Annotated in this window: 16 protein-coding genes; 7 read left to right on the top strand and 9 right to left on the bottom strand. The window is 35.1% G+C overall.

Features of this window, described 5'->3' with window-relative positions:
- Positions 1 to 105 precede the first annotated feature (105 nt).
- Positions 106 to 1,308, bottom strand: a complete 1,203-nt coding sequence (locus tag KBJ98_RS13445; RefSeq protein WP_210791379.1) for an aminotransferase class V-fold PLP-dependent enzyme — start codon at positions 1,306 to 1,308, stop codon at positions 106 to 108.
- 231 nt (positions 1,309 to 1,539) lie between these two features.
- Between KBJ98_RS13445 and KBJ98_RS13440 the strand changes: the two genes are divergently transcribed.
- Complete coding sequence (locus KBJ98_RS13440; protein ID WP_210791377.1) at positions 1,540 to 1,998, top strand: Lrp/AsnC family transcriptional regulator; 459 nt, start codon at positions 1,540 to 1,542, stop codon at positions 1,996 to 1,998.
- A gap of 146 nt (positions 1,999 to 2,144) precedes the next feature.
- Positions 2,145 to 3,548, top strand: a complete 1,404-nt coding sequence (gene lpdA, locus KBJ98_RS13435) for a dihydrolipoyl dehydrogenase (protein ID WP_210791374.1) — start codon at positions 2,145 to 2,147, stop codon at positions 3,546 to 3,548.
- Positions 3,549 to 3,598: 50 nt separating this feature from the next.
- Here lpdA and KBJ98_RS13430 read toward each other — a convergent pair whose 3' ends face one another.
- Positions 3,599 to 4,492, bottom strand: coding sequence for a DUF4349 domain-containing protein (locus KBJ98_RS13430; protein WP_210791372.1), 894 nt, complete (start codon positions 4,490 to 4,492; stop codon positions 3,599 to 3,601).
- Positions 4,493 to 4,731: 239 nt separating this feature from the next.
- Between KBJ98_RS13430 and KBJ98_RS13425 the strand changes: the two genes are divergently transcribed.
- The 4 genes from KBJ98_RS13425 to KBJ98_RS13410 all read left to right on the top strand — a co-directional run bounded on the left by KBJ98_RS13425 (position 4,732) and on the right by KBJ98_RS13410 (position 11,462).
- Entirely contained in the window at positions 4,732 to 6,018 is a 1,287-nt protein-coding gene (locus KBJ98_RS13425) for an anthranilate synthase component I family protein (RefSeq protein WP_210791370.1), read from the top strand.
- Between the two features lie 27 nt (positions 6,019 to 6,045).
- Positions 6,046 to 7,356, top strand: coding sequence for a tRNA lysidine(34) synthetase TilS (gene tilS, locus KBJ98_RS13420; protein WP_210791368.1), 1,311 nt, complete (start codon positions 6,046 to 6,048; stop codon positions 7,354 to 7,356).
- Entirely contained in the window at positions 7,356 to 9,392 is a 2,037-nt protein-coding gene (locus tag KBJ98_RS13415) for a protein-disulfide reductase DsbD family protein (RefSeq protein WP_210791366.1), read from the top strand. Before tilS ends, KBJ98_RS13415 begins: the two co-directional genes overlap by 1 nt.
- 222 nt (positions 9,393 to 9,614) lie before the next feature.
- Positions 9,615 to 11,462: a CocE/NonD family hydrolase gene (locus KBJ98_RS13410; protein WP_210791364.1), complete on the top strand. Its 1,848-nt coding sequence runs from the start codon at positions 9,615 to 9,617 to the stop codon at positions 11,460 to 11,462.
- A gap of 137 nt (positions 11,463 to 11,599) precedes the next feature.
- Here KBJ98_RS13410 and KBJ98_RS13405 read toward each other — a convergent pair whose 3' ends face one another.
- From KBJ98_RS13405 to KBJ98_RS13390, 4 genes are all read right to left on the bottom strand, one after another.
- The gene (locus tag KBJ98_RS13405) at positions 11,600 to 12,916 is read right to left on the bottom strand and encodes an ammonium transporter (protein WP_210791361.1); all 1,317 of its coding nucleotides are present in this window, start codon (positions 12,914 to 12,916) and stop codon (positions 11,600 to 11,602) included.
- A gap of 304 nt (positions 12,917 to 13,220) precedes the next feature.
- Entirely contained in the window at positions 13,221 to 13,598 is a 378-nt protein-coding gene (locus KBJ98_RS13400) for a PH domain-containing protein (RefSeq protein WP_166133604.1), read from the bottom strand.
- Between the two features lie 6 nt (positions 13,599 to 13,604).
- Positions 13,605 to 14,912 carry an amidohydrolase family protein gene (locus KBJ98_RS13395; RefSeq protein WP_225899142.1) on the bottom strand — a complete coding sequence of 436 codons (1,308 nt, stop codon included), beginning with the start codon at positions 14,910 to 14,912 and terminating at the stop codon, positions 13,605 to 13,607.
- 65 nt (positions 14,913 to 14,977) lie between these two features.
- Positions 14,978 to 17,971, bottom strand: coding sequence for an amidohydrolase family protein (locus KBJ98_RS13390; RefSeq protein ID WP_210791359.1), 2,994 nt, complete (start codon positions 17,969 to 17,971; stop codon positions 14,978 to 14,980).
- A gap of 235 nt (positions 17,972 to 18,206) precedes the next feature.
- Between KBJ98_RS13390 and KBJ98_RS13385 the strand changes: the two genes are divergently transcribed.
- Positions 18,207 to 19,742, top strand: a complete 1,536-nt coding sequence (locus KBJ98_RS13385) for a YifB family Mg chelatase-like AAA ATPase (protein ID WP_210791357.1) — start codon at positions 18,207 to 18,209, stop codon at positions 19,740 to 19,742.
- 211 nt (positions 19,743 to 19,953) lie between these two features.
- Here the strand turns inward: KBJ98_RS13385 and KBJ98_RS13380 are convergent, their stop codons facing one another.
- From KBJ98_RS13380 to KBJ98_RS13370, 3 genes are all read right to left on the bottom strand, one after another.
- The gene (locus tag KBJ98_RS13380) at positions 19,954 to 21,243 is read right to left on the bottom strand and encodes a DEAD/DEAH box helicase (protein WP_210791356.1); all 1,290 of its coding nucleotides are present in this window, start codon (positions 21,241 to 21,243) and stop codon (positions 19,954 to 19,956) included.
- A gap of 191 nt (positions 21,244 to 21,434) precedes the next feature.
- On the bottom strand, positions 21,435 to 22,295 hold the full coding sequence (gene ypfJ, locus KBJ98_RS13375) for a KPN_02809 family neutral zinc metallopeptidase (protein WP_210791354.1): 861 nt from the start codon (positions 22,293 to 22,295) through the stop codon (positions 21,435 to 21,437).
- A 30-nt stretch (positions 22,296 to 22,325) separates the two neighbouring features.
- Positions 22,326 to 26,336: a PAS domain S-box protein gene (locus KBJ98_RS13370; protein ID WP_225899141.1), complete on the bottom strand. Its 4,011-nt coding sequence runs from the start codon at positions 26,334 to 26,336 to the stop codon at positions 22,326 to 22,328.
- Positions 26,337 to 26,473 lie beyond the last annotated feature (137 nt).

Here is a 26,473-nt window from a genome sequence, read left to right as displayed (position 1 = left end):
AAATCAACAAAATAAACTCCCTATGAAGTAGGGAGTTTATTGTTTTTAGATGGTGGTGTGTAACTAGAAAGTCTTAGATTTTCGACTTTAAGACTTTATATTTTACTACAAGATACTAAGGTCAATCATACATTGTTTCATGGAGTGGTATGTTCTTTCAATGTCATTATCTAATCCAATTGAAAATCTAATTAATCCATCAGTTAATCCCATTTCCTTTTGTTCTTCTAAAGGAATTTCACTTGAGGTTGATGTTCCTGGAGCACTAAATAAAGTTTTATAAAACCCTAAACTTACTGCTAAATAGCCTAAATTTCTTTCTTGCATTAATTCCATAAGTTCATTTGCTTTTTCAAGTGTTCCTACATCTATGGTCATCATTCCGCCAAAACCGTATTCAGGATTGATCATATTTTTATAGAGATTATGGCTTGGATGACTTTCTAATCCTGGATATACCGTCTTTAATCCATCTTTTTCAAAACGTTCCGCTAGGAAAAAAGCATTGTTGCTATGCTGTTTAATTCTAATATGCAGTGTTCGTAGATTTTTCATTACGCTTGCAGATCTTAAACTATCCATTGTAGGACCTAATAACATACTGGCGCCACTATTTACATTTTTTAAACTATTTATAAAGTCTTGTGAAGCACACGTTACACCACCCACAGTATCACTGCTACCGTTTATGTATTTGGTTAAACTATGAATTACAATGTCAGCGCCTAATTTAGTTGGGGAAACCGATAGTGGTGAAAATGTATTGTCAACAACAAGTGTCAAATTGTATTTTTTCGCAAGTAAAGAAAGTCCTTTTATATCAGCAACTTCTAGCAACGGATTGCTAACCGTTTCACAGTATAGTACTTTAGTATCTGGAGTAATAGCAGCTTCTACAACATCTAATTTTGTAATATCTACAAAGGTAGTTTTGATACCTAATCTTGGAGTGAAATTCTTTAAAAAAGCATATGTTCCTCCATAAATTGTTCTACTCGAAACTATGTGGTCTCCAGTTCCGCATAATTGTAATAGAGTAGGCGTAATGGCACCCATTCCAGAAGCCGAAACATTTGCTGATTCTGTACCTTCCATAGCGGCTAATGCTTTATCCAAATATAAATTACTAGGTGAGGAATGTCTAGAATATAAGTAACATCCTTCAATATTACCCTCAAAAGTATCAAACATCGTTTTAGCTGAAAGGAAAGTGTAGGTTGATGAGTCTGAAATTGAAGGATTTACTCCTCCAAATTCGCCAAAATATTGAAGGTCTTGAATGTTGTTGGCTGGATTAAAATTTTTCATTTGTTGATTATTTAGTAATGATTTTTATTTTTAAATTAAAATTTGTTCTTGTTACTATTCAATAATGCTTTCTGCTTTTTTAGGTCTAAATTCGCTCTTTATAGGTGTTTTGTCAATACTTAGTCTTTATTTTAGTTTTATTATCTATTATTGTGTAATTTGGTAGTTTAAATAATTATCGGAAAGGCTTTTTAAGTTGAATTATAGATATTTTATATATTTTGCTACATTATGGTTTTAGACGCGATTGATAAAAAAATACTCGAGTTAGTTCAAAACGACAGTAAAAAAACAACGAAAGAGTTGTCGATAAAGCTTAATTTATCCGTTACTGCCGTTTATGAGCGTGTAAGAAAATTAGAACGGGAGGGAATTATTGAAAAATACGTAGCAATAGTCAATAAATCGAAAGTTGAAAAAGGGTTTTTAGTTTTTTGCCACCTTAAGTTAATACAGCATTCAAGAGAATACATTCAAATATTTGAAAAAGAGGTAGCGCAACTTTCTGAAGTTGTCGAGTGTTATCATGTGAGCGGAGATTATGATTACATCTTAAAAATAGTTGTAAAAGATATGGAGGCGTACAGGCAATTTTTGATAAACAAACTTACTTCATTGAGTCATATTGGTAGTACACACAGTACTTTTATGATTGATGAAATAAAAAATACCACACAAATTGTATTGTAGATCGAAATATTCGGTCGAAGGATTTAAATGATAAGTAAATGTTAATACCTTTAAAAAGCATACAAAAACCTTCATAATTCAACTTTTAACAAAACTTAATTCCTTAATTTTGTATCACTTTTATAAAACCATTTAAAAAATTTACTATGAGTTCATTTGACGTAGTCATTATAGGTTCAGGACCAGGCGGATATGTGTCAGCAATTCGTTGTGCACAATTAGGTTTCAAAACTGCTATTATTGAAAAATATTCAACCCTTGGCGGAACATGCTTGAATGTGGGGTGTATTCCATCTAAGGCATTATTAGCTTCTTCTCATCATTACAGTGAAATTGCTCATTTTGCTGATCATGGTATTGAACTTTCAGGAGAAGTAAAAGTAAATCTAGAAAAAATGATTGCTCGCAAACAAGCTGTTGTGGATCAGACTTCTGGTGGAGTTAAATTTTTAATGGATAAAAACAATATTACTGTTTTAGAAGGTTTAGGTTCATTTGTTGATGAAACGCACGTAGCAGTAGCAAAAGGAGACGGTACTTCTGAAACGATCGAAGCAAAAAATATTATCATAGCAACTGGTTCAAAGCCATCTTCTTTACCTTTTATCAAAATTGACAAGGAAAGAATTATCACTTCAACAGAAGCATTGAAGCTTAAAGAAGTGCCAAAACATTTGGTAATTATTGGTGGTGGAGTTATTGGTATTGAGCTTGGTCAAGTATACTTGAGATTAGGAGCTCAAGTTTCAGTTGTTGAATATTTAGACAGAATTATTCCGGGAATGGATGCGTCTTTATCTAAAGAATTAACAAAAGTATTGAAGAAACAAGGTATGAAATTCTATGTTTCGCACAAAGTTCAATCGGTTGATAGAAATGGAGATGCTGTTGTTGTGCAAGCTGAGAATGCAAAAGGAGAAACAATAACACTTGAAGGAGATTACGCATTAGTTTCTGTAGGTCGTCGTCCGTACACTGATGGATTGAATGCAGATAAAGCTGGCGTTAAAGTAACCGAAAGAGGAATGGTTGAAGTAAACGATCATTTACAAACCAATATTCCTAATATTTATGCAATTGGTGATGTTGTTCGTGGAGCAATGTTAGCGCACAAAGCAGAGGAAGAAGGAGTTATGGTTGCTGAAATTTTAGCAGGTCAAAAACCACATATCGATTACAATTTAATTCCGGGCGTGGTTTATACTTGGCCAGAGGTAGCAGCGGTTGGGCAAACGGAAGAGCAATTAAAAGCAAACGGCGTAGCCTACAAAGCTGGAAGTTTTCCTTTTAAAGCGTTAGGTCGTGCAAGAGCAGGTGGAGATACGGATGGTTTTGTGAAAATCTTGGCAGATGCAAAGACAGATGAAGTTCTGGGAGTTCACATGATTGGTGCTCGTTGTGCTGATTTAATTGCCGAAGCAGTTACTGCTATGGAGTTTAAAGCATCGGCAGAGGATATTTCTAGAATGTCTCATGCGCATCCAACTTTTGCGGAAGCAATTAAAGAGGCAGCTCTAGCAGCTACTGACAATAGAGCTTTACACGTATAAGCACATTATATTTTAACAAAAACCCGTTCAATTTTGAACGGGTTTTTTATTTAATTGCCTTTTTGAAAATATTTTTTGTATCCGAGAAAACCTAAAATACCTATCAAAATAATCGACCATAATTGTGCGATTACTGCAACTATTCCTTCAATAAGATACCAACCATTTTCTAGACCATCAATTATTTTCGAACTAAAACCTTGACGGTATTGTTTTTCATTGGCTATCATTTCTTTCTTAATAGTTTCACGCTGATAAATTTGTAACGTTAAAGTGCTAAAATTTACTTGGTCAGCTAGTGAGATATTTTCGAGTTTGCTATTGTCTTTTTGTTCAGACTTTTGATTCAAATCGTTTTCAGCTTGCACTACTTCATTTAGTTTCTTGCCTTTGCTGTCAATCGCTTTTGTGAGGCGCTTTTCCTGATTTGCTTCTCTTTTTTCTTTTAATTGATTTGATAGCAGCTGTAATGAAACATCATCGGCTTTGATTACTCGGTATTCCAGGAAATCAATTTGTTTGGCGATTGTTTTGATTACTGTATCCATTTGGGTGTTAGGAACGCGAATGGTAATGTTATTTTCTACTATATATTTAGTGATTTCTAAAGTGCTGTCTTGGCTAATTTTAACTTCATTTTTTTCAGAAATTGTGCTTTGTAAATTGGTATTAGTTACAAAACCTCCAAATTTAGTGGTCGCGTTTTCAATGATGTAAGTGGAGTTGGCAACATTTTTTACTTTGAATTTAATATCGGCAGTTCGAACAAATTTTCTATCGCTATTTTTTGGTTCCACTGCAGCAGCTGAAGAAAGTGTAGTGCTACTATCAATTGAAGAAGTTGTTGTTTCTGAGGTTGTTTCTTCCAAATTATCGGCTTTTTTGCAAGAAATGGACAAAATGATTAGCAGTAAAGGTAGTAGAGCATGGTGTTTTTTAAGCATAATTTTTTTGTTTTTTGGGTTGATAATTAGTTTTTTTCTTCTTTTAAAATGCTTTATAACTTAAGTAAAAAGATACAATTCACGCAATTCAAATTTCATGCCGATAAATTTAGGTTGGTGCAAATGGGTATTCATTATAATTAAAAACTTTGAAGATTATTGCCTTTGAGAATAGTGCACGGTTGCTTATTTCACGTAAAATTGTTGTAATTTTGAGCTATCAAAAACATTTCAATTCATTGAGAACATCCATCATAAAAAATGTCGAGAATCCATTGCAAATCAAGCAGCAACTTGTAATATGGGCGCAACAATTTCGCGAAGTTGTATTTTTAGACAGTAATTCTTATCCACAACAATACTCTAGTGCCGATTGTATACTCGCTGTTGATGCATTCACAGCCATTCAAACTGACTATGTGAACGCTTTTGAGGACTTGAAACAATATCAAGAAAGTACCAAGGATTGGTTATTTGGGTATTTGTCCTATGATTTAAAGAATGATATTGAAAGCGTTACCTCCTCCAATCTAGATGGTCTAGGTTTTCCTGACTTGTTTTTTTTTCAACCTAAAAAGATATTTATCTTGAAGGGGCAAGAATTACAAATTCAATATTTGTTTTTATGTGATGATGAAATTGAGTACGATTTTGAGTCCATTCAAGAAACCGAAGAACTGCAATTTGATAGTTTGCAAACAGTAAATATTGAAGAAAGAATTTCGAAAAAGGATTATGTAACCAAGGTCAATGATATTTTAAGCCATATTCATCGAGGAGATATTTACGAAGTCAACTTTTGTATGGAGTTTTTCGCAGAAAAAGCGGAGATTAATCCGTTGGGAAAATTTTTGAAGTTGAACGAAATTTCAAAACCTCCATTTGCTGTTTTTTTTAAGAACAACAAGCATTTTATTTTATCAGCTTCGCCAGAACGCTACTTGCGTAAAGAAGGAGATTTGATAATTTCGCAACCAATAAAAGGTACGGCTAAGCGCTTTTTGGATGTGGAACAAGACGAGGCGTCAAAAAATACCTTGCTCGCAGATCCGAAAGAGCGCTCTGAAAATATTATGATTACTGATTTAGTTCGAAATGACATTTCAAGAACCGCTCAGAAAGGAAGCGTTCAAGTAACTGAACTTTGTAAAATTTACTCTTTTTTACAAGTACATCAAATGATTTCGACAATTACAGCACGTTTGGCAGAACCTTATACGGCTGTTGATGTCTTAAAATCTACTTTCCCAATGGGAAGCATGACGGGAGCTCCAAAAATTTCAGCTATGAATATTGTAGATCGCCTGGAAGAGACGAAGCGCGGTGTATATAGCGGCGCTGTTGGGTATTTTACTCCAAATGGCGATTTTGATTTTAATGTTGTTATTCGGAGTATTTTGTATGACGAAGAAAAAAAATATCTGTCATTTTCAGTAGGAAGTGCAATTACAGCTAACTCAATTCCTGAAAAAGAATACGAAGAATGTTTATTAAAAGCTAAGGCGATGTATGCAGTTTTGCAATAGTAAATTCTAATCAATAAAATTATCCTAATGATTGATACTTTAAAACAAATTCTTTCAGAACGTTTTTCATTTCTTGGTAACAAGCGACTGTTATTGGCTGTTAGCGGCGGAAAGGATAGTATGGTTCTGCTGCATTTGTTTCAGAATTTAAATTTCGATTTTGCAATTGCACATTGTAATTTTCAATTACGCGGTTTAGAGAGTTTTGAAGATCAAAATTTTGTCAATGATTATGCGCTATCAAATAATATTAAGGCGTTTATAACACAGTTTGATACAAAAGCTTTTGCCGAAGATTACAAGGTGTCAACACAAGTTGCCGCACGTGAATTACGTTACAACTGGTTTTATGAATTGTTAGAAACCGAGGACTTTGATTACATACTTACCGCACATCATGCAGATGATAATTTAGAGACTTTTTTGATCAATTTAAGCCGTGGTACAGGTTTAGAAGGTTTGACTGGCATTCTGGAACAAAACGATAAAATAATTCGCCCGCTGCTTACATTTACCCAAGAGGAAATTGAATTATATGCGGCTAACTACGGTATTGAATGGCGTGAAGACAGCAGCAATGCATCTGATAAATATCTTCGAAATAAAATTCGCCATCATTTAGTTCCTTTTTTAAAAGATTTGAATCCGAATTTTTTGGTTTCCTTTCAAAAAACGCAAAGCTATTTGCAAGAAGCACAAGTAATGGTTGAAGATGCAGCAATTATGGTGTATCAACAGGTAGCAAGGCAGGAGAATGATATTATTTCTTTTGATTTGAATAAATTAATAAAATTGCCAAATTATAAATCTTACTTGTACCAATGGTTGAAAGAATTTGACTTTACGGCTTGGGATGATATTTACAATTTGGTCGAAAGTCAAACGGGTAAGTTTGTGTATTCGCCAACTTATCGATTATTAAAAGACAGAAATTCTTTAATCCTAAGTCCAATAAATTTCGTAGATGCTAGTGAGGAATATTTTATTCTTGAAAATCAAAAAGAAGTTAATATTCCCTTAAATCTAACGTTTTGCAAAGTGACCGACATTAGTATCGCCACAAATACTTCTATCTTTGTAGACGCAGATTTGTTACAGTACCCATTACGATTGCAAAAGTGGCGTGAGGGAGCTGTTTTTCATCCTTTTGGTATGCAAGGGAAGTCAAAAAAAGTCAGCAAATTTTTTAAAGATGAAAAATTGTCTTTAAATGAAAAAGAGCAAACTTGGTTGCTATATTCCGATGAAAAAATTGTTTGGATTGTTGGATTAAGAGCAGACGAACGGTTTAAAGTGACCGAAACAACTAAAAATATTTTAAAAATAGAACTACGCTAATGAAAAAATTATTCTTTCTTTTATGTGCTTTTTTGGTCTACGCTAATTTAAGTGCACAAGTTTTAGATCCTGCTAAGTGGACTACCAAAATTGAAAATAAAGGGGGCTCTACTTATTTATTAACTTTTAATGCTGTTATTGAAAATGATTGGCACTTATACTCTCAATTCACACCAGATGGCGGTCCTCTTGCATTAGAAATTATTTTTAAAAATCAAAAAGGCAACTATACTTTGGTTGGTAAGGCAAAAGAGAGTAAAACCAGAACTGCTTACAATGATATTTTTGAGGTGAATGAAACTTTTTTCGAAAAGAAAGCACAAATCCAACAAGAAATAAAGATTACAAATCCTAAGTTAAATGAAGTTAAAGTCGACTTTAATTATCAAGTGTGCAAAGATGTTTGCATCAATCAGGAGAAAAATTTTATTTTAAAAGTTCCTGTAGCGACTGCAATTGAGGCTAATGTACCATCAGATGTAGCAATTGATACCATTAAAAAAGCAACTGATTCATTAGTAGCGCCAACAGCGGATTCTGTTCAAGAACAAACTAAAGCATCAGTTCAATCATCTGATGTTCCAAAAGTGGAAGATACAACGGAGAAGAAAGGCTTGCTAGCTATCTTTTTCATTGCATTTTTATCAGGCTTTGCCGCATTGTTGACACCATGTGTGTTTCCCATGATACCTATGACGGTGAGCTTTTTTACAAAACAAAGTAAAACCAAAGCGGCTGGTATTCGAAACGCAATTATATACGGGGTTGCAATTATTTTTATCTATGTAGTTTTAGGATTACTAGTCACTGCTATTTTTGGCGCCGATGCTTTAAATGCATTATCCACAAATGTTTGGTTCAATATTATCTTTTTTATTCTATTAGTTGTGTTTGCGGCTTCATTTTTAGGAGCATTTGAGATTATGTTGCCTAATTCGTGGGCAAACAAAGTAGATTCGCAAGCTGACAGAGGTGGTTTGGTTGGTATTTTATTCATGGCTTTGGCTTTAGCGATTGTATCTTTTTCTTGTACGGGACCAATTGTAGGAACGTTATTAGTTGAAGCAGCATCTAAAGGCGGAATTGCTCCTGTTGTGGGAATGTTTGGTTTTTCTTTGGCTTTAGCCTTACCGTTTATGTTGTTTGCAATGTTCCCAGGTTGGTTGAATTCTTTACCAAAATCAGGAGGATGGTTAAATACTGTTAAGGTGGTTTTAGGATTTTTAGAATTAGCATTGGCATTCAAATTTTTATCAAATGCAGATCTAGTATTGCAGTTGCATTTGTTAGAGCGTGAAGTATTCTTGGCTATCTGGATTGCAATTTTTGGTGCTCTTGCATTGTACTTATTAGGAAAAATTACGTTACCGCATGATAGCCCGTTGAGCAGTATTTCTGTTGGTAGATTATCACTCGGATTAGTTGTATTGGCCTTTACTGTTTATTTAATTCCAGGACTTTGGGGAGCGCCACTTAAGATTATTTCTGGTTTTCCACCACCAATGACTTATAGTGAAAGCCCTTATGGTGTAGGGAATTCAAAGGGAACTGCAGCAAGTTCAAGTCAATCTTTGCCAGATGGTGCACACCTTGGGCCACATGATTTAATTGCTTTTGAAGATTATGAAAAAGGTATGGCTTACGCGAAATCGGTTAACAAACCTGTTTTACTTGATTTTACTGGTTATGCCTGCGTAAATTGCCGTAAGATGGAGGATTATGTTTGGTCTCAGCCTAAGATTTTATCTATTTTACAAAAGGAAGTTATTCTAATTTCATTGTATGTGGATTCTAAAAAAGAGTTACCAAAAAGTGAGCAATACGCTTCAAAAGAAACTGGAAAAGAAATTGTTACCGTGGGGAATAAATGGAGTGATTTTCAAATTACAAAGTTTAAATCCAATGCACAACCCTATTATATGATATTAGATCACGAGGGTAATTCTTTATCCAAAAAACCAGAAAGTTATAATTCAGATGCTACAGAGTATCAAGCTTGGTTACGCCAAGGTATAGATGCTTTTAATAAAAAGTAAATACATTTTTTTACTTAACAAAAAAGCACCAAAAGCACTAGAATAAAAGTGTTTTTAGTGCTTTTTTGTTTTCAAGCTAATTCATATTGGTTGAATTAGCGATTAAATTTGCATTTATTTTTTGATTTAGATACTTGTTTTCTTTCTAAAAATGCGGGCTATTGGCTCTTAATTCCGAGTAGTTTTTATATCTTTAAACACTATTTTTTAATTAAAAAACTTATGAAAAAACTATTCAGTGTTGTACTGCTTTTTGTCAGTACGATTCTCTTAGCACAAGAAAAAGTGCCCAATTATGTAGCCGAAAACTATACTAAAAAAGAGGTACATATAAAAATGCGCGATGGGCAATCCTTATTCACTTCTATTTATTCTCCAAAGGATGTTTCTAAAAAATATCCCATCATCATGCAGCGTACTCCTTATAATTCTGGACCTTACGGTGAAGGGCAGTTCAAGCGTGCTGTTGGGCCTAGTGAGACTATGATGAAGGAAGGTTATATTGTTGTTTATCAGGATGTACGTGGGCGTTTTATGAGCGATGGTTTGTATGACAATATGCGAGCATACATACCAAACAAAAAAGGAAAAATAGCCGTTGATGAAGCTTCTGATACATACGATACGATTGATTGGTTGGTTAAAAATGTGCCTAATAATAACGGAAATGTAGGTACTTGGGGTATTTCATATCCTGGATTTTATGCGAGTTATTCGCTGCTTAGTAATCACCCAGCTTTAAAAGCGGTTTCTCCGCAGGCGTGTATTGCTGATTTCTTTTTTGATGATTTTCATCACAATGGTGCATATTTATTGAGTTATTGGAAGGTAACACCATTGTTTGGACCGCAAAAAACAAAGCGCACTACTGAACCGTGGTACAAATTTAGTAATGTAGGAACGAATGACGATTATCAGTTTTTCTTGGATGCAGGACCTTTATCTAATTTAGACAAGTATTATGGTAAAGACAATGAATTTTGGCAGCAATTGAAAGACCATTCAAGCTATGATGATTTTTGGCAAAAAAGAGGGTTACTGCAACATTTAAAAAATATCAAGCCAGCAGTAATGACAGTAGGTGGATGGTTCGATGCGGAAGATTTGTATGGTCCATTGAACACCTACAGTACTATTGAAAAAAACAGCAAAAATTACAATACCATCGTAATGGGACCATGGAGTCACGGTGATTGGGCTCGCAATTCTGCTAAGCAAGTTATTGGTAATATCAATTTTGGAGATAGTATTTCAGCTTATTACCAAAAAAATATTGAGGCGAATTTTTTCCGTCATTTCTTAAAAAATGATGGGAAGGGAGAAAATAAGTTACCAGAAGCGTATGTATTTGATACAGGTAGAAAAGAATGGAAAACCTATGAAACATGGCCACCACAAAATACAGAAAAACAAAATTTTTATTTGCAAGGAAGTCAGTTGACAAAAATGGCTAAGAGAAATATTTCTTTTGAAGAATTCATTAGCGACCCTAAAAAACCAGTTCCGTATTCAGAAGATATCAAGCAGCAAGGACTTACGCCTAGAAAGTACATGACAGATGATCAGCGTTTTGCTGCTAGACGTCCTGATGTAGTTGTTTTTGAAACGGAAGTTTTACAAGATGACACGACTTTGGCAGGTGAAATTTTAGCTAAACTACAAGTTGCCACCACAGGTACTGATGCTGATTGGATTGTAAAAGTTATTGATGTTTTTCCTGCTGATGAACCAGAGACAAAGGAAGTTGCTCCTTATTTAAAAATGAGTAATTACCACATGATGGTGCGTAGCGAGGTAATGCGTGGGCGTTTCCGTAATAGTTTTTCTAAACCAGAACCTTTCGTAGCGAATGAAAAAACACCAATAAATATTAAGTTGCAAGATGTTTTTCATACTTTCAAAAAAGGACATAAAATTCAAATTCAGGTTCAAAGTACGTGGTTTCCTTTGATTGATTTGAATCCGCAAACTTTTGTAGAAAACATTTTTTACGCTAAGCCAGAAGATTTTCAAAAACAAACTCATCGAATTTATAATGATTCAAGTATTGAATTTACGGTGTTAAAATAAATGAAATACTTATTCTATAATCTTTTAAATAGTAGATAAAAGCTTGCTTTTAAATTTCTAATTAAATCAAATTATACCAAACAAAAAACACTCTGAATTTTCAGAGTGTTTTTTTTATTTAAATTGGTTTGTTCTTCTTATAAAAACTCACCGTGTTGTGTGATGTCAAGTCCAAGTTCTTCTTTTTCTTCGCTAACTCTAAGTGGAGTAATTTTATTTACAATGAAAAACAAAGCGTATGAAGCAGTAAAGGCAAAAACAGATACAATTACCAAAGCAGTTAGTTGATTTAGAAATAAAGTGGTATCTCCAAAAATAAGTCCTTGGTTATCGCCAACTACTGAGTTGATTGATTTTGATGCAAAAACTCCTGTAAGAAGCATTCCTACCATTCCGCCTACACCATGACAAGCAAATACATCCAAAGCATCGTCAATTTTACCTTTATGGAAAGCTCTTACAACAAGATTACTTACGATACTTGCAAAGGCACCAATAAAAATCCCGTGGGAAATACTAACGAACCCAGCTGCTGGAGTAATAGCTACTAAACCTACAACTACACCAATACATGCGCCCATTGCTGATAATTTTTGTCCAAGGATTTTGTCAAGAAATACCCACGCCATTCCCGCAGCAGCAGCTGCAACAGTAGTAGTTCCTAGTGCTTGAACTGCTAATCCGTTAGAACCTAATGCAGATCCAGCATTAAAACCAAACCATCCAAACCATAATAAACCTGTTCCCAATAATACATAAGTGATACGGGCAGGATTAGGTTTTTGTGCTTTTCTTTTTCCTAAAAAAATTGCTCCTGCTAGGGCAGCCCAACCTGCACTCATGTGTACTACCGTGCCACCAGCAAAATCTAATACTCCCATTTTAAAGAATATCCCGTCAGGATGCCAAGTCATGTGTGCTAAAGGGGTGTATATTAATAAAATGAACAATACCATGAATAAAAGGTAAGCCCAAAAACGGATTCTCTCTGCAAATGCACCCGTGATTAATGCGGGTGTAATTATAGCAAACTTCGCCTGAAATAAAGCAAATAATAAGAAAGGTATTGTAGGAGCAAGACTCCAAGCGGTATTTGTTCCTACGCCTTGAAACATTAAATTTGGTAATGGATTACCGATGATTCCATTAATTGTTGGGCCAAATGACAAACCAAAGGCAATTACAACCCATAAGACAGTTACGATTATCATAGCCATAAAACTTTGCAGCATGGTACTAATTACATTTTTTTTGCCAACCATTCCTCCGTAAAAAAAACCTAATCCAGGAGTCATTATTAAAACAAGTGCTGTTGCTACAATCATCCAAGCCGTATCTCCTGTATCAAATTTTACGGGTTCGGTAGGAGCGGGACTATCAATTATAAAATAATTTGAAAAAAGGGTCAGTAGCAAAATGGCGATTAAAATCACACTTAAAATAATTTTTCTCATAGTTGTTTGTTTTAAATTTTGATAAAAGTATAAAAATCATCATTATACCCTAAAAAAAATTATAGTTACTATTAAATTTTTATCATTTTTACATTAGTACCCCTATTTTTTTATAGGTATATGATTATTGAATCATTAATTTTGTAATTTGTTAAAATAAGGTTAACGCTTTAGTGGGTACAAATTACAATTGAGGTCTTTCCGATGGATTGGTTTGTCTAAATTTGTTCTCAAACACACAGCATAAAAAAAAGCGCTATCCGATTTGACTCGAATAGCGCTTTTGTTGTGAATTTGAAAGTACCTACTTTAAAGTATGCTTGCTCAAAATTTTGTATACTTCATTAATATTGTTACCTCCTTTTCCAAATTGTTTTGTAATTGGAGCGTTGTCATGATTTAGCCAAATTTTTAGCTCTGCATCCATATCTAAGATTCCAGCACTTTCTTTTGAGAACTTTTTAATGCTAGAGTAAGGAATGGTAAGATAGTCTACCTTGGTGCCTACAAGTTGTTTCTCGACCAATATAAGTCGCTTGTTTGTAAACAAAAAGAGATCTTTGATAAGCTTGTATGCTTTTTCAATATGTTCTCCATCGATCAAGATGGGCTCAAACTCAGCTGAAATTTTTTCGATATCGACTTCTGAGGCATTTCCTAAAATTGCATTAAATAGTCCCATTTTCTATTATTTTTGATTGTATTTTGTTTTGTAACGCTCGTTTAATCGGGTTTGGTGTGTTTCTAAACTAATAGCTCTTCCTTGAATGAAGGCGTTGGTAAGTTTATTTGTTCTCATATCCAAAGCATCCCCTTCTGATATAAATAAAGTTGCGTCTTTACCTTGTGTTAAGGTACCACATTGTTCATCAATACCCAAAATTTTAGCAGTATTTGAAGTAATTAATTGTAATGCTGTTTCTTTATCTAAACCATAAGCGGCACAAGTACCTGCAAGGAATGGTAAGTTTCTGGTGTTCATTCTTTCGTGTGAACCACTGTTTTCTAACCCCACTAAAACTCCTTTTTCGGTCAATAGTCTTGCGTTTTTATAAGGTAAATCAACATCGTGATCATCGTTTTCAGGCATGTCATGCACGCGCTTCAACAATACACCTACGTTGTTTTTCTGCAACAATTCAGCCGCTTTGTACGCTTCATAACCTCCAACAATAGCCATTTTTTTAATTCCGTTTTGTTTGGCAAATTGGACAGCATCAATGATTTGTTTTTCTTCATTAGCATGGATGTACAAGGTTTGCGTACCATCAAATAGTCCTTTTGTAGACTCTAAAACCAAGTTTCTTTCCTTAGCCGTATCACCTAAATAGGCTTTTGCATTGGTGAAAAAAGAATTTAATTCATTTACTTGTTTAGGATAATCCTTATTTGCCTCAATTGCTCCTGGCTCAGCCCACCAACCGCTTCTTCTAAAAGTAGATGGAAAATTCAAGTGCATACCGTCGTTTTCCTTAACCAAAGCGTCTTGCCAATGCCAAGCATCCAATTGTACAATTGAAGATGAGCCTGAAATGATTCCACCTCTTGGCGTAATTTGAGCCATTAAAATTCCGTTTGGTCGTACGGTTTCGATTACCTTAGAATCAGCTGTGTAAGCAATTATACTGCGAACATTTGGATTCATACTTCCAATTTCACTTTCGTCATCAGATGATTTTACGGCATCAATTTCAACTAAACCTAGTGTCGAGTTGGGTGCAATAAAACCAGGATATACGTGTTTGCCTTCTGCATTTATTGTTGTATCATAAGCATCTGCTGCCAAGCGAATCGTTCTTGCATCGGCAATTAGTGTTATTTTACCATCTTTAAATCCAATGGCGCTGTTTTCAATAACAGTTCCATCACCGATGTGTGCCGTTGCATTCAAGATCAAAACAGACTTGGTTTGCTTATTGGCTGGAGTTTGTTGCGCTTGCAAAAGAGTAGATGCACCAAGCATCAAGGTTGCAAGCATTATTTTTTTATAGTTCATAATTTTAAATTTTAGGATTGAATCGAGCAGTGCTCCGCATTTAAAGAAATCTATTGTACTACTAACTACAATTCTTCAAGAGAATCACAGTGGTATTCTACTTTTTCTTTCTTTTTAGCAGGTTGTGTGCTCATTCCTTTGTTTTTCTCTTGTAATAATTGACCAATCAATTCGCTTCTCTCTTTAGTGATTGCTTTTCTTTGTTCTTCGTCTTTTTGAACGTCATAATACACAACACCTTCAATTAAAGTTTTTTCTGCTTTGGCATAAATAGATAGAGGATTGGCGTTCCATAACACGATATCAGCATCTTTACCAGTTTTGATACTTCCTACTTTATCATCAATGTGTAATAATTTTGCAGGGTTTAAGGTTACAAATTTCCAAGCATCTTCTTCAGATACATTACCGTACTTCACTGCTTTTGCAGCTTCTTGGTTCAATCTTCTTGACATTTCGGCATCATCAGAGTTGTACGCTACAACCAATCCAGCGTTGTGCATAATAGGTCCGTTGAACGGAATAGCATCATTCACCTCAAATTTGTAGGCCCACCAATCAGAGAAAGTAGAAGCTCCAACACCATGTTCTTTCATTTTGTCGGCAACTTTGTAACCTTCTAAAATATGTGTATATGTATTTACTCTAAAGTTGAATTTCTCAGCCACCTTCATTAACATCAAGATTTCAGACTGTACATAAGAGTGACAAGAAATAAAACGCTCTTTGTTTAAGATTTCAGCTAAGGTTTGTAATTCTAAATCTACGCGAGGCGCTTTGCCTTTTTTGTTGCTTGAATTGTATGCTTTCCAAGCTGTATCATAATCTTTTGCACGTTGAAAATAATCCGTAAATACTTGTTCAACTCCCATTCTACTTTGTGGAAAACGAGTAGGGTTTACATTACCCCAGTTCGATTGTTTTACGTTTTCACCAAGTGCAAATTTGATAAAGCCTGGCTGGTTTTTATATAACATTTCATCTGCTGCAGCACCCCATTTCCACTTTACAATTGCAGAGCGACCACCAATAGGGTTTGCTGATCCGTGAAGCAATTGCGAAGTAGTAACACCACCAGCTAATTCTCTATAAATATTGACATCCTCTGAGTTTACTACGTCTTGAATAGTTACCTCGGCGCTAGAGTTGTGACCGCCTTCGTTCACTCCATTTGAAATGGCAATATGTGAGTGCTCGTCAATAATACCGCTAGTAAGGTGTTTTCCTTTTGCATCCACAACAGTGGCACTGGCATCTGAAAGATTTTTTCCAACGGCAGCGATTTTGCCATTCTTAACAAGTACATCTGTTTCTTCCAGAATTCCTTCTTTTTCGTTCGTCCAAACAGTTGCATTTTTGAATAAAAGGGTAGTTGCTGTTAGTTTTTTCGTGTTTCCGTAAGCATTGTTCGGGTAAGTAACTGGCATGATTGCAGGTCCTTTTTCTACTTTTGAAGAATCTATTGCTTTTGCAAATGCAGCCGTTTTTACAGCAGCCCATTTCAATTCTGATCCGTCAAACAAAACCGCTTTTCCAGATAAATTATCGGTATTGTCAACATAACCAATTAATCTAGTAAAGTTCGTTTTGGTTGAATCAAGTGGTTTTACCACAGTAGATACCCAATTGTTTGTGAATGTCAATTTTGAATTCACTTTTTTAGAATCAGTTGTTGTAATTTCTGATTTAGGAGCGTTGATTTCTCCATTGATTTTCCATTTGAACTTTTCATTTCCGATGGTTAAATCGTAATTACCTCTGATGTCTTTGGTGTTTAAATCGTTGATAACGAATTTATTTCCTTGTACCCAGTTTTCGTACATAACTGTTTTAGCGTCAAAAATTGCTCCTGATGTAATCACAAAGTTGGCTAAACTTCCATTTTTTAAAGATCCTACTTCATTACTTTTTCCTAAAAGCGCTGCAGGAACGGTAGTTAATGCCTCTAAAGCTTTAGTACTATCAAAACCGTATTGAATGGCTTTGATTAGATTAGTTCTGAAATCTTCAATTTTTTTTAATTTATCAGTTGTCAAAGCAAAAACAACTCCGTTATCTGATAATACTTTTAAATTGGTTGGCGCTTGATTCCAAAATCTCAAATCTTTTAACTCCATTTGGTTGGCTTGATTCGGGTCGGATACATCATACGCTTCTGGAAAGTTAATTGGAATAATAAATTTTGAATTCGTTTGTTTGATTTCTTCAATACGTTCAAATTCGTTACCGCTTCCTTTAAGAATGTAGTTTAGACCGAATTCTTTCGCAATTTTTGCAGCACGTAAACTGTTTAATTTATCTTCGGTAGTAAAAACTTGAACTAATTTTTCATTTTTAGCCAATGCCTCCAAAGATAAATCTGTCGTTTTTGAATTTCCTTTTTTGTACCAATCTAAATCATGATACATTTGGCGCATTAAAGCCATCATTCCCATCAATGAACTTGGGTAAGATTGTGCTGTAGTTACACTTCTCGAAAAAGCAAAATGATTGGTTAATTTATCTGTTAGCAATTGTTTGCTGTTATCAAAATTATTTAATGCAACTAGAGTTCCTGTACCGCGTGCAATTCCGTCAGGAACGTGAGTTCCTACCACGCCGAAGCCCGCTTTAAGAAATTCCTCCGCCTTGGCTTGGTCGTATTTGAAGGCTTGGTAAGCATTTTGTTCTGATTTTATGTTTTCATTCCAATAATAGCCAACTCGTTTGGTATCGTATAATGAACCACGACCCGCTGTTGCTGCAGGTTTTGGTTTCTCTACTCCAAAGCTAGTGTATAAATCGATAAACGATGGATAAATCGATTTACCATTTAAATCCACTGTCGTACAATTTTTTGGAATAGCAATGTTAGTTCCCGCATTTACTACTTTTCCGTTCTGGATTAGTAAGGTTCCTTTCTGGATAATTTGTGTGGGTGTCACATAAATGGTAGCATTGGTAAATGCAGTAAAATGATTGGTCTTGTTCGGGATACTTTCGTTGTTTGGAAAGTATTCCTGAGCATAGGATTTTGGCATGAAGATGCTCAAAATTAGCAGTAATACAATTTTTTTCATAGTTTAGTTTCTAATTAGTTCTTAAAAGTAAAAAAATGTTAATATTTTGCCTTGTTTATTTCTGATTTTAACATTTATTTTTGATAGTTATTCTAGGATTTTGAAGTGATTTTAATAAAATTTTACTGTAATAGGCAATCATTATTATCTTTTCTGCAATAATTAACATCATCTGTAAGATTTGTTGGTATAATTTGAAATTTTTATTTATTTTTAGAAATAAAATATTGATTATATGCTAGTTAAAGTTTTTGGGAGTGCTGTTTTTGGAGTCGAAGCGACAACCATAACCGTAGAAGTTAACATGGATAAAGGTATTGGCTACCATTTGGTAGGATTGCCTGATAATGCCATCAAAGAAAGTAGTTACCGCATAGCCGCTGCTCTTAAAAATAACGGATTTGCCATGCCTGGTAAAAAAATCACGATCAATATGGCTCCCGCTGATTTACGAAAAGAGGGCTCTGCATATGATTTAACTTTGACGATGGGTATTCTTTTGGCCTCGGGGCAAATTCAAGCCGAAGCGTTGTCGGAGTACATTATTATGGGCGAACTGTCACTCGATGGCAGTTTGCAACCTATTCGTGGTGCTTTGCCTATTGCAATTAAAGCAAAAGAAGAGGGTTTTAAAGGTTTTTTTCTGCCAAAGCAAAATGTAAAAGAGGCCGCTATCGTTGCAGGTTTAGATGTCTATGGTGTTGAAAACGTACAAGAGGTAATTGATTTTTTTGAAGGCAAGGGTACATTGGAACCTACAAAAATAGATACAAGAGCTGAGTTTTATAAAACTTTAGATTTTCCTGAGTTTGATTTTTCAGATGTGAAAGGGCAGGAGAGCATTAAGCGATGTATGGAAATTGCTGCAGCCGGTGGACACAATATCATTTTAATAGGTCCGCCTGGAGCAGGAAAAACAATGTTAGCCAAGCGCTTACCTAGTATTTTACCACCGATGACTTTGCGGGAAGCTCTTGAAACTACTAAAATTCATAGTGTAGCGGGAAAATTAAAAGAAGTAGGCTTAATGAATCAAAGGCCATTTAGGAGTCCGCACCATACGATTTCGAACGTAGCTTTGGTGGGTGGAGGTAGTTATCCGCAGCCAGGTGAAATATCAATGGCGCATAATGGTGTTTTGTTTTTGGATGAGTTGCCAGAATTTAAACGAGATGTTTTAGAGGTTATGCGACAGCCACTTGAAGATCGTGAGGTAACTATTTCACGAGCTAAATTCACCGTAACCTATCCGTCTTCTTTTATGTTGGTGGCGAGCATGAACCCGAGTCCGAGTGGGTTTTTTAATGATCCTGACGCGCCACAAACTTCTTCTCCGCATGAAATGCAGCGGTATTTGAGTAAAATTTCTGGGCCTTTATTGGACCGCATTGATATTCATATTGAAGTAACTCCGGTTCCTTTCGACAAATTATCAGATGATCGCAAGGCCGAAAGTAGTGTTTCGATTCGGGAACGTGTTACTGCCGCAAGAGAAATTCAGACGCGTCGTTTTGAGCAAATGGACCACATTCATTACAATGCACAAATGAATACCAAACATATTCGAGAATATTGTGTTTTGGACGAAAATTCAAAACAATTATTAAAAACAGCGATGGAGCGCTTGAACTTGTCGGCTCGAGCGTATGATAGGATTTTGAAAGTAGCAAGAACGATAGCCGATTTAGATGCGGCTCCGAATGTTTTAGCTATGCATATTACAGAAGCCATTCAATACCGAAGTTTGGATCGCGATGGTTGGCTGGGCTAATATTATTATGTCTTTGAAAATTAGTAGTGTAAATTCAAAAAAAAACTACTCTCGTAAATGAAAGTAGTTTTGATTTTAGTTTTGAAAGATGACCGTGATTTTTAGCCCCGATTGAAGTGTAAATCCTCCCGATTTTTCTCGGGAGATTGTAGCGGAAAGCGGGACAAGTTAAGAGCTGAAAATAGATTTTCTGCTCCTAAAACAACCAATATTAGTTAGATGAACGTCTTTCGTTATTTTGTTTTGGTTTTCGTGGTCCAAAGCTATTTGGGCTTGTACGTTTACTAGCATCAGCTTTAGGTTGCTTTGGTGTGGAATTGCGTTGCGGTCTGCCTTGCCCTTGTTTGATAGGTGCGGTAGATGCATTTGGATCGGCCTCAAAACCAGTAATCTGCTCTTTAGGCAAGCGCAATCCAATTAGTTTTTCGATATCTCTTAAAAACTGGGTTTCGTCAGGGCTAAACAATGAAATAGCTTCGCCACTAGCACCCGCGCGACCTGTACGACCAATGCGGTGTACGTAATCTTCAGGAATATTTGGCAATTCGAAGTTGACTACGTGTGGTAATAGCGGAATATCGAGTCCTCTGGCAGCAATATCGGTTGCCACAAGCACGGCGACAGTTCCTTTTTTAAAGCCGTCTAAAGCCTTTGTTCGTGCGCCTTGTCCTTTGTTTCCATGGATGGCAGCAGCTACAATTCCAGCTTTATTCATACTCTCGCACAATTTATTGGCACCTTGTTTGGTGCGCGTAAAAACGAGTGTTTGTTTCCAATTACCCTCCGAAATCAATTTGATGATTAATTCGGTTTTTTTCTCTTTGGCCGCAGGATATATTTTTTGAGCAATTGCTTCAACAGTTGTGTTTTCAGGAGTTGCCTCTACATGAACGGGTTGATGCAAAATACCCATTGCTAGTTTTTTGATATCTGGAGAAAACGTAGCTGAGAATAATAAATTTTGTCTTTTAGCAGGAATGATTTTTAAAATTCGCTCAATGTCTCTTAGAAATCCCATGTCAAGCATACGGTCAGCCTCATCAAGTACAAGAATTTCAATTTTGTTCAAGCTTATTAAACCTTGATTTTGTAAATCGATCAATCGTCCAGGAGTTGCAACCAAAATATCAACGCCTTGGCGTAATTGTGTTACTTGAGGATTTTGATTGACGCCACCAAAAATCACACCACTTTTTAGATCTAAAAAGATACTGTACTCTTTAATGTTTGCTAAAATTTGAGCTGCTAATTCGCGAGTTGGCGTAAGTATTAGCGCTCTAATTGGTCTGTTGCGCAGTTGTACTCCTTGAGCGAGCGTATGTAAAATTGGCAATGTAAATCCAGCTGTTTTTCCGGTACCGGTTTGCGCAGAGGCTAAAACATCTTTTCCGTCTAAAATTGGTGGAATTGCTTTTTGCTGTATTGGTGAAGGGGTAGTGTAACCTTTTTTGCTGATGGCTTTGAGTAGCTCATCAGATAATCCTAACGATTTGAATGACATATATGGTGTTTACGAAGCATTTACATAAAAAAACACTTCTTTTTATTGTGCGCGAAGGTACTGCTAATTTTTTGATAAGCTGGTTTATACCGAATATTACTTATTTTTTGTAAATATTAAAATACAATTTTATTTTTTAGTAAAAAAAAATAGGGTCGATCCCTATTTTTCTTTTTTATTTTAGCTTTTGTTTACAGCTCTTCGAAAGTATTACCTTGTCTGATATCACCACTTTTGTAGCCTTTCATAAACCATTGTTTACGCTGCGCGGAAGTACCGTGTGTAAACGATTCTGGAACGATATGCCCTTGAATTTTGGCTTGAATAGCATCATCACCCACAGCATGTGCAGCACTAAGTGCTTCTTCAAGGTCGCCTTCTTCAAGAAAGTTTTTCATATTTTGGTTGTAGTGCGTCCATAGACCCGCATAAAAATCAGCTTGCAACTCTAGAGCTACAGATAATTTATTGGCTTCGGCTTGACTTTTTCCTTGTTGCATTTGTCGCATCTTGGCTGATGTGCCCAATAAGGTTTGTACATGGTGACCTATTTCATGTGCAATTACGTAGGCTGTGGCAAAGTCGCCTCCTTGAGCACCAAATTTGGTTCTTAGTTCATTAAAAAAAGTTAAGTCCATATAAACCTTTTGGTCAGTAGGGCAGTAAAAAGGTCCTGACGCAGATGTTGCACTTCCACATTCCGTATCTACAGCATCTGAAAACAATACCATAGTTGGTTCTTTGTATTGTAAGTTGTTTTCTTGAAAAATTTTATGCCATACATCCTCGGTATCGGTTAAAATGGCATCTACAAATTGTCGTTCCTCAAGCTCAGCAGGCGTAAGTTCTCTTTGTTCGGTTGGCGCACTTTTACCACCTTGATTTAATTGTTCTAATATCGGAGTCAGCATTTGCGCATTGTCACCACCAAATGTGTTTAGTAAAAGGATTATGATACCTATTACTCCACCGCCAACAATAGTTTTACCACCAGAAGACATTCCTCTGCGGTCCTCAAGATTTCCGCTTTCGCGTCTGCCACTCCATTTCATAAGTTTTAATTTAGCTGTTATTTTGTTATTTTATACTTGTTGCCATTTGAAAAATGTTTCCTCCACGATGCCTTTAATGATTGGTTTGGGGATATAATCGTTCATTCCGGCTTTCAGGCAATTGTCTCTTTCTTGTTTTTCGGTTCCGGCAGTGATTGCAATAATGGGCACATGCTTGCCTGACTCTAATTTACGTATATGTTCTGTAGCTTCGTATCCATTCATGACAGGCATTTGGATATCCATAAAAACAAAGTCAGGTTTCAACTTTTCAAATTGCTCTACAGCTTGCGATCCATTTGTAGCTTCGTGGATTGTAGTAGGAAAGGAAAGGTTTTTTAAAATTGTTTTCAATAACAACATATTTACTTTATTGTCCTCTACTATCAGCACTGTTGCTATTTTTGAGCTTATTTTATTTTTTACGACCATGTCTTTTATGGCGTTAAAATCAGTATCAAATAGACTTTCGCTAACAATTATTTCAGAGCAAGTTTGTAATTTTATGTCAAAATAAAAAGTACTTCCTTTTTTGGCAGTGCTCTCAAGTTGTAACTTACTATTCATAAGGCCAAGTAGTTGGTTAGAAATAGTTAGCCCAAGACCGGTACCGCCAAACTTTCTTGTTGTTGATCCGTCTTCTTGTGAAAACGCCCGAAAGATTTTCTTTTTATTTTCGTCTAATATTCCTATTCCTGTATCCTTTACAGCAAAGCGAATAGTAGCGCTGCCATCCTTTAAGGGGTTGAGCATTTTTACTTCTAATTTTATACTTCCTTTTTCAGTAAATTTTACTGCATTGGCCAAGAGATTGATCAAAATTTGCTTTAATCGGACACTATCCAAAAGGAAAAATTTTGGTAAATCGTCTGCAATATTTAATTCTAATGCTAACTTTTTTTGATTGGATTCAAATAAAATCAAATCAATAACTTGATGAAGAAGCTCGTTAAGATTACATTTTTCCATATACAATTCTAGTTTACCAGCCTCAATTTTAGAAAAATCCAAAATATCATTAATAATGTCAAGTAAAGAGTGTGCGGACTGACTAATGGTTTTCATGTACTTACTTTGAGTAGGTCCTAGCGTAGTTTTCATTAGCAAATCTGTAAACCCAATAATGCCATTAAGAGGTGTCCGTATTTCATGACTCATGTTAGCTAAAAACTCTGATTTTGCTTTGTTGGCAGCTTCTGCTAGCTCTTTTTCTTGAACGGCAGTTTCAGCCATAACACGCTCAGTAATATCAATAAAAATACCTTCTAGAAAAGCAATTTTATCATTTTTATAGATGGCATCTCCAAATTCTTCTACCCATACTACGCGGTTGTCTTTATGTATAATGCGATATGTTTGGCGAATTGATTTCTTGTTTTCAATTGCTTCTTTTTGCTCGTTGATCGTTTTTATTTTATCCTCCGGATGAATAAGATCGATAAAGGATATTTGATTGGTTAAGAAAGCAGATTTAGGATAACCAGTTAATTTCTCTACTTCGTCGTTGATGTAAATTTTAGTATTGTTTTCATCGTAGTTTGATAAATATACCGTTCCAGGTATGTTGTTAGCTAACGAACGAAATTTTTCTTCACTTTCATAAATGGCGGTTTCATTGGTTATACGTTCTATTGACGAAGCAATATTTCGAGCCAAGGTTTTTAAAATGGTCACCTCGTCTTCGCTCCAATAGCGTTCAGTTACTGTGTCATCAAATCCTAAAAATCCTTGGAATTTATCTTTTATGAAAATAGGAAACAAGATGAGCGATTTTACCTCTACACCTTCTAGTTTCTGGCGAAGCGATTTATTTTCGATATGCGAAATAGTTGCCTCGTAAATTTCGTTATTTAGTAACGGAATTAAAAGTTCTTCAAATTCCGAGTGGGGTAGGTTTTGTAGCCTCGGGTTGGTCTCGCTTAGTTCAGTATTTTGCACAAACCAACGGTGCTTTTGACTAATTAATCCTGTTTCTTGGTTTTGTTCGTAATAATACGATCGATGGGATTTTGTAGCTTTACCCATAATAACTAGTGCATCTGCAAAGATATCGTTGAGATCAGTACAATTCAAGAAATTTTCGGTACACAAAGCCATTGCCGACAAGAGCTCACTCTTGTAAGCGAGTTTACCCTCTGTTTCATAGCGGCTTTGCGAAATGATAGTTAGAGCAATTATGTCTGCAATTGATTTAGCAAAACTGATGTCTTCATTGTCCCATTTTATTTTATTATTAGTACCCTCTAGACATAAAATAGCATATACTTCACCATTTAAAATTAATGGAATATCTAGGATTGATTTAATATTGTGTTTGGTAAAATAATCGGCATGAAATTCTTGTAAGCTTTTCTTTTTAAAAGCATTGGATGCGCAAATTTGTTTTCGAGTTGTTAATTTCTCGAAGTACAAAGGGAAGTTTTCTTGGTACAATACTTCTCCTTTGCTGAAGGAATTGCGATCTAATTCAAATAAACTTTCGCAAATAATTTTATCTTTTTCATATTTCCAGTAACTTACCCTATTGCATTTCATGACCTTAGCAGCCGTCTGAATAATTTGCCTAATACTAAGTTCAAGATTAATGTAGTTACTAAAATTGGTGGTAGAAAGTTTTGCTATGGTTTTGTTGTACTCATCTACTTTTTTCTGGCGATTTTTGGCGTTTAATTCAATTTCTTTGAACTTAGTTATGTCTCTTGCTATACCGGAATAAGCAATAACTTTGCCCTGCTCGTTGCGACGAATTATTACTTTTTGTGATATCCACAATTCATCTCCATTACTTTTGATCATTGGGAATTCAACGGTAGGGAAAAAAGTTTTATCGGCTGTATTATTCAAATAATAATCTGCCATTGATGACACATAGTCTTTACGGATGAAATCAGTAAAATAACTACCTATAATTTGTTCTTTTTTGTAACCCAATGTTTTAATGGAGAATTCATTTGCAAATACAAACTGCCCTTTATCATTTACTTCGTAGATTAAGTCAATTGCGTTTTGAATGAGGCTTTCATATTGATTTTGCATTTCCATTTCATGCGTAACATCTTGGCCAATTCCAATGATGAGGTCATTCGAAAATTTTTTGTCGTTCCATCGAATAATTTTGTAATCTCCGTTCTTGCACTTGAGGCGACGTGTAAACACGCGATCTGCTTTAAATTTTTTGTGATATTCCTCGCCATAAAACTCTGTGTCCTCCGTTAATTTCCAGTATCCTAAGCCCATAACTTGATCTACAGAGTAACCTAAAATAGATTCAACATTATCGCTACAAAATACAATTTCACCTTTGATGTTGGTGGCTAAAATTAATGAGTTCCCTTTATTAATGATTTGGTTGTTGAAATTAAGTTTGTTCTTTAGATTTAAAATAGAAAGTTGTCTGATATAGTTTACCACCACTACTGCTATGCAATAATTGAATAAAATGATTGCGGTGTTTATAGGAATGATTTCGAAAATCATCAATACAAACAAGAAAATCAAAACAATGGCTACTAAAATCCAATACCATTTTTGGGGCTTTATAATAGAATATGAGAAGAAAAAAGCCGTAACAAATGCAATAGACGGTATGATATCTGGCGAGTACAGTATGATATTTCGAGCTATATAAACCAGAGCAATTAGGAATAAAACGCGGAAAATTTTCTCTCCATTACGATAAATAAAATCGTTTTTTTTGCTTAAAAAGTAAAGTCCCAGAAAAAAAACACCGATAAAACAATTTGTAGCTAACAAGCTGGAATCTCTTATTCCAAAAATTTCAAAACTTATTTCCAAAAAAGGAACTATGATTCCAATAAACAAAAAATAAAGCTGGTATTCTTCACTTTTTGAATCTTTTTCCGAATTGCGTTTGATAAAATCAGGAAAAAGAAGTTGTGTGATTTTTGAAAACTTGAAAATAATCAAAAACAATAACAGTAAAATAAATGGATTCAGAATGCGGAATAAGTTATTATTCATCGCAAGTTTGTCAATGAATGAGACTGGCACAGCACTCGCAAGTACTGATATCTCTTCCATCAAGGAATTGTTTATTTGTAAAGCTGCTATAGTTTTACAAGCGTAGGTCATGGTTGGTTTTGGCTTTAATTCAATAAAATTTGAAAAGTACTTCTAATTTTATTGAAAATTAAGTAATTTTTTAATAAGAACCAAAA

It is taken from the genome of Flavobacterium erciyesense (assembly GCF_018069925.1).
Classification (GTDB): domain Bacteria; phylum Bacteroidota; class Bacteroidia; order Flavobacteriales; family Flavobacteriaceae; genus Flavobacterium; species Flavobacterium erciyesense.
Note: the sequence above shows the minus strand (reverse complement) of the source record. Positions and strands in the feature narration are given on the sequence as shown.